The 1008-nt window shown below is 42.5% G+C and carries 1 protein-coding gene; it reads right to left on the bottom strand.

Translation table 11 applies throughout. The annotated features are described in order from the left end of the window. Window positions 1-310 precede the first annotated feature (310 nt). A partial coding sequence (locus AC1DND_RS28470) for a sialidase family protein (RefSeq protein ID WP_477586281.1) occupies window positions 311-1008 on the bottom strand: 698 nt, incomplete at its 5' end.

Below are 1008 nucleotides of genomic sequence, written 5' to 3'. Positions count from 1 at the left end.
GAAGTTATCGGTGTTTTGGATTTGGGCGGATGTGGCTAAAGAAATGGAGAAAAGCAGCATTAATGCTAAACTTATCTTTCTTCCAATCGATCGATCGTCACCCTGAACTTGTTTCAGGGTCTTAATAGCAAGGCGGCTTAACATGAAAGATGCTGAAATAAATTCAGCATGACGAGCGCAAAATCCATGACAAATAAATAGTTCATCAGCCGAAGCAATCTTTCTTGACAGGATAGATTGCCACGTCGTGCCTCCTCGCAATGACGATCGCAACAACCTCGAAATGACGTATCTCATTGAATCTATCATCTTAACCCTCCTCATTTTTAGTTTCAGTAATTACCGGAGCCGTATAACCTTTCAGTTTCGGCCAGATCCCATTTTTGATTTTCTTTAATTTTAGCTTCGAAGGATCAACCACAACGTGTTTAATTTTCTCTCTTCTCCAGGTATAAATGAAATGTAACATGCCATCAGCAGTTTGAATCACCGCAGGATAAGAATACTGGCTGATGGGCGAATCTTCCAGAATCAATGCGGCCGACCATTTTTTTCCGTCTTTTGAAACCGAAACATTTAATGGAGTACGTGGCCCTTTGGCTAAATCGCCCGGAGGCAAAACATGGTTGTAAACCAATACGTGGCGGCCATCTTTCATGGTTACGGCGTCTGTACCGGAGTTGTTATTGGGTAATGATGTTTTGGTTAATACCGACCAGGTTTCGCCGTTATCTTCAGACCAGGATTCTACAATGGCTCGATTTGCTGTTCTGGCCAATAGCTGCAATTTTCCATTTCCATGTTGTAAAATGCTCGGTTGAATGGCTTTGATTCCATTTTCGGGCAATGGGCCTACGGTTCTCCAGGTTTTACCATTATCCTTGGTTACCTCGAAGTGAATTTTCCAACCGTCGCCTTCTTTACTCGATGGTGCAAAGAGATTCCCGTTGCTTAATAAAACGGGTTTGTTTTTTACAGGGCCAATATAACCATCGGGCAATTTTGTAG

This window comes from Pedobacter sp. 01N416 (assembly GCF_056399685.1).
Note: the sequence above shows the minus strand (reverse complement) of the source record. Positions and strands in the feature narration are given on the sequence as shown.